The following is an 8,212-nucleotide window of genomic DNA, read 5'->3' as shown; positions in this document are numbered from 1 at the left end:
ACAATGTTTAGTGATTGTTTAATCTTTATACTTTTTAGGATAAGTCAGCTTAATTAATCTCTATTTTTCAGGATGTAATATCTTGCTGTTTAACATCTAACTCCAGAGGAAAAGAATTCTACTACAGACAAATATTAATTTAAAAAAACCTTTCCCTTACCCCGCCCTCCACCCCGCATAAAATCTACATGGGATTCTATAGGAGGTAATAAAGTTTTTCCGTGAGGAAGTAATATTTATCCTATAATTTCCTAAATGCTGCTTTAATTTGTGTGAAAAAGTTGTTCCAAAATGGCAGGATCAAGCTTCAAGGAACAAAGGGATAAGTGGCTTAAATCTCGAATTTTTCGAGGCTTTACCACTTATCCCTTTGTTATTCTGTAAAGACTTAAACCTTAATCCCTTTCCCTTTTTCCTCCCTCAACGGAACCACTTTTTTCGCATAGGTGGGAGGACTAAATGAAAAATACATGGTTTGGAAATAAGTGGTAATGGTTAAGACTTATTTCTAAATTAGTCTAACAGTCAAAGTTTGTAAGACTTTCGAAATTTTTAATATAAGATTTCGATTTAATGGTATTATATACCGCCCATAAGTACTCCAATAATCTTATAATCCTAATATTTAAACACAAAATATGGGTCTAAGAAGAAATATTTTCTTAAAATATAATATAGTTCGAAAAACTATTCCTTGGCAAATAACATTTAAATTATTATTCTGCTTACACCCAATAAATGATACTCCTCATATGATTGTGCCTTGTCAAAAATGCTTTTCTTAAATTTGTAATTTATCCTTACAACATATCCTAACCTTAAACCGTAATCAACCAATAGTTTGTTCAAAAATTCCGTTTTCATTAATATACATGTTCCATGTGGTATTTCCATATCTATATCATTTCTTTCCTTTAACCCTTCTAACCAATCAAAAACCCTAACAATAACTTTATCACGATAATAATAGTTCAGTTCTTTCTTGTGTAATCTAATTATCATTTCTCTATCCAGGTCCTTTGATAAAATAAATGGAGGATGATAGTCTCTAAACCACTGCCACAAATATATTACTAAAGGCTTACACCTGTATACTAATGGGAAAATAACCAAATCATTAATCTCAATAGGGATCTCCTCTAACTGTATATCATAGTTACTTGCCTCTAACATATTAAAAGGTCTTGGGGCTTTGGGAATTAGCCTTTGCGAAGACCACATAATTTCTTTGGCTACTTCTTCCGCTAAAGGAATATCACTTCCTACAACTTCATATGCAAAGGCAATCATGGTTATCCGAGTATCAATATTCCCTTTACTCCAACCGACAGACGGTTTAGCTGCACCATCAAGTCCGATAACTTTAAAGTCCCCTTCTTCATTAATAAGCCTATTAAGGGAATCAAAAAGCCCAGTCTTGGAGAGGTCTATATCTCTACTTGACACATTAGTATTAAACCCTGGCCACCAATCAGGACATCTTTGAGGTTCTATCTTCCAATAAGATAATTCTACAGGTAAAGTTATATATGAATATTTCAGATATAAATCCTTTGAAATATTGCCTTGGTCATAATAATATTGAAGAACCCTTAAAAAGGCTGACCTATAAACCTCACTAAGATTTGTAGACATTCCAAGAAGTATAGGCGAAGTTCTTCCCCCATAGAAATGCATTACTTCATTTTCTTCTTTCTGGAAACCACATTGCTCCATAATCTCATCGGCTGTATACGCCCATTGTTTAATAAAATCTTTCCCCGTCCGCTCTGAAATCATTTTTGCAATTTCAAAATAAATTGGTGCTAAAAAGCCTGTTACATTTTTTAAGAAAAAATCGCTGGGATGATACAAATATGGCGCAGGCTTGATATCAATAACCTTCTTCGGAACAGTTACTTTTTTATTCAACAGAGTAGCCAATTCATTAACAAGTTTATCAATTACTACAGAAGTTAAGGGTAAAGCAGAAATCAATCTATCTATGTCTAGATAGTCCATTTCTTCGGGTCTTGTTGAAGCAGCTTTTATTAAAGGCAACAAACCTATTGCGACTAAACTCTCCAATTTCTGATTAGATATAAATTCTATTAATTTGTCCCAAATAAAGATCTTGTTAGAAGAATCTATTAACAAAGAAGCAATAGCTGTTGCAGCCCTTTCCCTGACAAATGGACTGGGCCACGTCAATCTCTGAAGTAAAATATCGATGACACCGATCTCAGGAAGCATCAACCATTTACTGGGTGGCAATACTATATCAGCCATCAATTCCTTGGCAAACAAAATACCTGCCTCTGTTATTTCTTCTGCATATTCTTGTTTGTCGAAAAATAGGAAGAATTGAACACCTCGTAAAAGGGGAACGAAATATTCCCTACCTCTGCCGTAACGAACACCAGTATAATAAATACTTTTTTTGAAGAATTCCATATACCTTGTGGGAAAATATTCTTTTAAAAACTTCCATCTCTCAAAGACTCTTTTTTCATCACTCCAATATTTACCCCACCCACTATGGTTAGCTTGTGCCCAGCAAAGATATTCAAAGGCTTTGTTTATATCTTCGTCAAACTCATATGCTAGCGGATACAAGAAATCCAGAATTTCTTCATCAGCATTGTGTAAACCTTGTTTTTCAACTATAGTTTTTATAGTATCGTAAATACATCTTTTATCTACATCTTCTCTACTATTCCAATGCTTTAACCATTCAGTTAGGAACTGACGCATATCCCATTTTGTCTCAATCCTGTCCAAATACTGTCCCAAAGAAGCTGGAGTAATAACTGAGTAATCTATCTTTTTCTCAGCTAGAAATGGAGAAGATGAAGTAACAGGTCCAGAATAAAAATCATCATTAACTGAATAATCAACTGGACCTAAATAATCCTGGATTATTGTTAAAGCTCTGTTGGCACCTTCATTGTTCGCCGCTATGGATTTTAGTTCTTCAAAGGAATTAGAATCAAGTGCTGTCGTGGCTAACCATACTTCTTCATCAGCCTCAAAATTTAAGGACCTTATAACATTTTTGAAAATATCCTCCGCAAGAAAAAGATCTTCCTCATAAGCTTTTTGATAATAGTATTTATATAAAAGCTCAGGACTAACATTTACCAACAATTCAGCTAAAAATATAGGAAAATGGCGTGTCTCATCCCCATCAGTATATTCCCTTACATTTTCCACAAGTGGAGCTATTTCACTTATCCATTTTACAGATTTTTCAGAACCCGACTTATGACATTCACGAATAGCATCCATCAGCTCGTCAAGATACATATCTTTATGGTATCCATATCCCAAGAGATTTGATGCAGAAAGATTCAAGAATTCATTAACTGCATCCACATCATTATAAATTAATGCTAGCCTAGCCAGCAATGCATACCATTGAGACCTTTCTGAGAAATAAGTAATATGTCTTTTCCAAAATGCTCTTTGCTCCTCTAGAAAATGCCTAAAAGAATCAGACGATAAAATAGGAGTCCCTATTTCAAGCAAAAACTGTATAAATTCCTGCGAAGAATAGAATTTAGAGCTATTAATTTTTGTATACTCCTCCATTGTTATAAGAGGAGATTGATTCAATGATGTTTTAATAAGATAAATGCTCTTTAAAATGTTTGATAGGGCAATTGTCAGACTGTGCTGAAGTTCTAATAGATCTCTGTGTTCGGGAAACCTTAATTTAGTTACCTTATCCAGGTACTCAAATATTGTTGTATACTCAATAGAGTCTCTGACTTTAATTTTTTTAGCTATAGCTATTCCCGCTTGGAAGACACAAGATATTACGTCCAAAGCCCATCTTTTCTCTGCTCCCTCAATCCATTGAAAGACCTCAGCTTCTCGTTCTTGCAGGCCGTAAATTATTCCAAGGAGGAAGTTATCAGAGAACATTTTGGCTCTTTCTGTTCTCATTCCTGTTTCGTACTCTTTAACATAATACGGAAAATCGTCATAATTGGGTAACTTTGGAAGTTCTCCTATATCAAACCCTTTAATAAACAAGTAAAGCAAACAAAAATAGCTTAAATCGTCTTTGTTCTCAGTACTTATTACCGAATCGATAGTTTTGTCATTATATTTCAACCCATATTCGGCCAAAGTATCAAGAATAACATTCTTTTCTTCTCTGGCCAATTCCATTCCAAGCAGTTCTAAAACTTTAGTTAATTGTTTGCTTTTCAGCAAGGCTTTCGAATAGATACCGAAAAGATCGCTAGACCAACCAGTGTTTCTAAATTGCTTAATATAGTCATAAACTTTTTCTGAACTAATACTTTTATCCCAAGAAACAATCTCTATCAAATAACGTGATATTTGCGGAACTTCAGCACCTATATCACCTTTTGTTCTTATGGTTTGATTTTCATGTCTGTTGCTTAGGACTTCTACAGCATCCCGAATTATATCTATTATCCCATCTTTTACGGCTGCATTGACAATAATAGGTATATTGCTTGAGTAAACTTTATTAAGATCCCTTTTGTAGATTTCTTCTTTACTTTCATTACGAAGAAAAGCAACTTCCCATATCAATTCTGCCGATTCATCTATATATTCCAGAGAATTTTCATAATAGGTTTTTAACTGGGAGAGCTCATAAGCTTTCCCATATAATCCTCGCTCAAGTGCTGCCTTAATACCAAGTCTTAGCTGGGCAACTATCTTCAGAGGATCCCTTGGATAGCATATAGCATCAAGCAGCCACTCTCTGTTTAATTCTAATATTGGTTCAGGGATGCCCAAGTCATAATTTAGTTTCCTTAATTCTGCCCATTTAAGTTCTTCATAAGGAGATTCCTCTAGCCATTCTTTAAGTTTTTGTTTGATTAGCTTTTCCTGCAAATGAAGCTCTGGTCGGTCCAAAATAAATGATTCAAAACTATTGTGATATATGGATATGCCCTGTGATTTTTCGTCAAGCAAATGTGAAATTGCTTCAAACCCTTCCTGTACTTTTATTGGGTTATCTTCAAATTTAGGAAGGATTTCAAAGAGCTGGGATTTTTCAAAAGAAAAATCAGCTATTGTCACAAGGGAAGCAAATGTTTTCGAGGTTTCAGGAAGTTTTCTCCATAATGAATCATAGTAGATGGAAATTTCTCCACCATAAGGGAGAAGATCGTTGCAATCAAAAACGGTTAAAAGGTTTTTGCCCAGTTTATTTTTCAGTTCTCTTAAAGTATATCGCAGGTGTAGTGGATTCCCCTCAGTTATTTCAAATAGCTTTTCTACTAAGGCTTTTTTTTGAGAACTGTCCTTAGGGAGATTGAGCCCAAGAAGGTTGGCATTTAAGATTTCCTCAACTGCATCTTTTGAAATCCCTTTAATCTCAATCCATTGTTCTTCAGGGCACTTCTCAAAAATAATTTGTGGTAAATACTCTTTAGCACTCATCTGCATGCCAATTAATAACCATAAACCAGGTTGAGGATAGCATACTTCCTTCAAGAATTCTGAAAGCTCTTTTTCGTCTTTATGCCTTAAAACATGGTCCAGACCGTCAATTATTAGCACAAATGCTTTTCCTTTTTCGTATAGCTCTCCTGCTAACTGTGCTATGTACTCACGTAGAGCAATATTTTTGGAATTTTTATGGGCAAGATCACCTAAGTATTGAGAATGTAACTTAAACTGATATTTTATACTCTCAATCACACGTTGGGACTCTAACCTACCAATAGGATTAGGATCATTTGGAGCAATATGGTAATGATGTCTAACTGAAATTACTTTTCGTTCCGTAAGTAGCTCGTGAAGTTTCGAGAGATATGTACTTTTACCACTACCAGGTTTACCATAAAATACTTTTATGCCTCCCTCTGGATTCATTAAATCTGAAATAATCTTTTCATGTATCTCTCGATCGAAAAATACAAAATCTTCAGGTACTTGAAAGTTCTCATTAAGAGGCCTCGGATTGTCCCATTCACACCAATTTCTGATTTGTTCTATCAATATTTTGTTTGTATATGGCTTCCTGGACTCTTTATGAATTTGGGAAAGCAAATTAGTCGCTCCATTCTCGGTCACTCCTAAATCCTCTTGGAGGATTTTTCTTATCTCCTGTTCTAACTCATCAACATTTTTCTGCCCAAAATAAAAATGAAATTCATTAAAAAATATTTCAATTTTTATCTCGTCAACCAATTGTTCTTTTATTTTTGCATAAACTTCAGGAAAATTACTCTTAACAAGGCTGATATCTATTTTATCTCCGTCTAAACACCTTTGAATGTCTTCGTCTGCTATCCCATTACTAACAAAAGCTGCAAAACTTATCTTACCATCCAATTCAGGTTTAAACATCGACTTAAACCACTTTTGTATTAGCGAGTTTTTAGGCTCTCCCTTTGAATTGGATTCCTGTTTCAAAAGGGAATCCCAGTTCCATTTATCTTTTTTGGGATTTTGCTTATGTTTAAGTTGATATACATGATAAGTATCATCCTGGGTACACAAAATAATATCATCCAAAAAGAAATTTCGGTCATTTAATTCATCAGGAACCGTTTCAAACCTAATCCATTTATATTTATCAGGGTTCTTTAGCCATTCAACGCAAAGAAAAGCTCCCCATAAATCCTGAAAATCAAGTCCGCTCCTAATCGGACTAGTTGGATTCTTCCTATCCATACTTAATCACCTAACCTTATAGCATGATCTTACTCATTTCCGATTTTTTAACTTCAAATCTTCCTAAAACTTTTAGTGTAACATAGAGTGATTTAGGCAATGTTACTGAAATGGACATGGTTATCCATTATCATCATTTATATTATTAATAATTTCATTATATAATTCTTCATATCTTGGCAAAATTCCTTCCTTATCCCGCTTTTCTTAACACTTTCCACAACTTTGTAATTTCTCCCTGACTTTTCAATTCCTGAACCGCCCACTTTATTCTTCTTAATTGAAAGTCCCTCCTGCTTTCTTTCACTGAATCAAGATACTGGTTCGTAATGGGCAACTTATCCAAATGTTTTTCAAGTAACGCTCTTATACCCAATTTGCTACCAATAAGGCTTATAGTAATCCTTTCAGGCTTTTCAGTGGAGTTCAGCATTTCCTCGACTACCATAGGAGGGAATTCTTCTTTATTCCTCAAATCTTTTTGTATCAAAGATTGTAAGGTTTGATGACCCTTAAAATTTGGGACATATCTGACATAACTTGATAAATTTTGGGAAGAGATTTATAAGATTTTTGAGGGTAGTGAGATAGTGCATATTTTGAAAAAGATATGATATTCTTAATTACAAGACAATAAGATATATAATAGAAATTGCCGTTTTCAACTTTCCCTATAGTGGAAGTTGAAAAAACAACTAACAATATCATACATGATTATGATATTATGGCATCACGAATTTCCAGTTTATCTTAAAAAAGTGTTGCATTTAATATTGTAATTTAGACATAAATTCACTTCGTGTCCTTTTAGAATATCGGAGATTTAAAAAATTGAATAGTTCCCGAATGAATTGCTGGCAATTTTCATCTGAAATAAACAATACCATTTAAACAGTAGGCTTTATTCTGACTAAGGCTTAATTGTCCTGTATATGTATTCCCTCTTGAACATTAAGTATTATTATTCGGTTCCCTAATTTTATAAATTTTATATATATCTTATGTTTTTTATCTGCAATTTTTATTTCAGAAGCATCTTCAACTGTTTTAATATAATCATTAGATCTACTAATGATATCAGTTACCATTTCTTCCAAAGTATCCTTATTAATTTTATGACATTCTATAGTAGAATTTTCCGTGTAAATTATTTTGTAGTTTATATACCTATCACTTTCGTTTGCTGAGTATGCTAAATGATTTAATTGATGGTCATTAATTGGTAAAAGCGATAATAAAAAAATAATAGATAAGCATATTAGCGAATTTATTATACATTCATAACTTGTATATATATAATTGTTTCTTATGATATTCTTATTAATATTCATTTCAGTATTCAATGCATAAACTTCTTTTAGTTTCTCTTCCCCTGAAAGCAAATCCTCGGGCCATATCTTATAAACAGAATTTTCTTTTACTAGCACAGCCATTGATAATATACCTGCAGCAACCATATATCCAAAAGAAAAGGTTGAAATTAAAAGTACAAATTGCAATAAGAATAAAATGGCATAGCAAACAAGCCATCTTTTGATGACTTTTTAAAAATTAAATATCGAAG

At 33.4% G+C, this 8,212-nt stretch carries 3 protein-coding genes; all 3 read right to left on the bottom strand.

The window, feature by feature from the left end; all coding sequences use genetic code 11:
* Positions 1 to 708: 708 nt before the first annotated feature.
* Entirely contained in the window at positions 709 to 6,648 is a 5,940-nt protein-coding gene (locus J2Z80_RS14575) for a dsDNA nuclease domain-containing protein (RefSeq protein WP_209455027.1), read from the bottom strand.
* Between the two features lie 193 nt (positions 6,649 to 6,841).
* On the bottom strand, positions 6,842 to 7,138 hold the full coding sequence (locus tag J2Z80_RS14570; RefSeq protein WP_245301375.1) for a TnsD family Tn7-like transposition protein: 297 nt from the start codon (positions 7,136 to 7,138) through the stop codon (positions 6,842 to 6,844).
* 427 nt (positions 7,139 to 7,565) lie between these two features.
* Positions 7,566 to 8,081 carry a hypothetical protein gene (locus J2Z80_RS14565; protein ID WP_209455026.1) on the bottom strand — a complete coding sequence of 172 codons (516 nt, stop codon included), beginning with the start codon at positions 8,079 to 8,081 and terminating at the stop codon, positions 7,566 to 7,568.
* Positions 8,082 to 8,212 lie beyond the last annotated feature (131 nt).

Origin of the sequence: Thermoanaerobacterium butyriciformans (genome assembly GCF_017874545.1) — a bacterium.
Lineage (GTDB): Bacteria > Bacillota > Thermoanaerobacteria > Thermoanaerobacterales > Thermoanaerobacteraceae > Thermoanaerobacterium > Thermoanaerobacterium butyriciformans.
Note: the sequence above shows the minus strand (reverse complement) of the source record. Positions and strands in the feature narration are given on the sequence as shown.